General features: G+C 65.1%; 1 protein-coding gene. It reads right to left on the reverse strand.

Annotation, left to right across the window (positions count from 1 at the left end):
* Positions 1–35 precede the first annotated feature (35 nt).
* Entirely contained in the window at positions 36–551 is a 516-nt protein-coding gene (locus XpruCFBP8353_RS23060; RefSeq protein ID WP_162301167.1) for a hypothetical protein, read from the reverse strand.
* Positions 552–820 lie beyond the last annotated feature (269 nt).

The following is an 820-nucleotide window of genomic DNA, read 5'->3' on the forward strand; positions in this document are numbered from 1 at the left end:
CCTGACGACTGCTCGCTACGTTTTGTTAGCCGCGCTTATTCCTCGACCTCGCGGTCTTCGCGCTTGGCCTCTTCCATCGCTTCGGGTTCCAGCTCTTCGGCGCTGCGATTGAGTTTGACGAACACCCCCCAGGCGATCAGCAGCAACGCTGCGCACAGGCCAACCGCTGCGGCATACGGCAGCTTGGCCGGGTCGTCGTGCATCAGCTCGAAGATCGATACCAGCGTCTCGATCGCCAGCGCGATCACGATCACCACGAAGAACCGCGACAGGTAGCGCCGCACCCGCGTGGGGCCGCTGACCTTGACGTCGCGCAGGATCTCTTCTTCGAAGATGGTCTGGCCCAGTTCCAGCGTCACCAAGGCCACGGTGAGCAGGCCGATGGCTTCCAGTACCACGTTGAAGCGGTCGCGCACCACCATGTCGCCGCCCGGCGTGAAGCCATGCCACAACTCCAACCCGGCCATCCCCACCAGCCCTGCTGCGCACAGCACGAAGAACGCCAGGATCACGAAGTGACCGGCACGGAACAGGTGGCTGAGCAGCTTCATGGATGGCGACGCGGGCGATGGGACGCAGAGCATCGTGGGCGCCGCGTCGTGATGGCGCGAAGGCAACGACATGATGAGCGTTGTGTACTAAAGGCCTAAACGCAGCCGCCCGGGGCGCGCGGAAGGGGGAGTGCGGTCGCGCCAGGCCTGCGCGCGGTCATGCCTGGTTGCTGCAGTTTCCATCACGCGCCTGGCGACGTGGATGGGGCTTTGTGCGGATCAACCCGGCTGCCCCGCATCACCCTCATCCGGCGCTGCGCGCCACCTTC

Origin of the sequence: Xanthomonas prunicola (assembly GCF_002846205.1) — a bacterium.
Classification (GTDB): domain Bacteria; phylum Pseudomonadota; class Gammaproteobacteria; order Xanthomonadales; family Xanthomonadaceae; genus Xanthomonas; species Xanthomonas prunicola.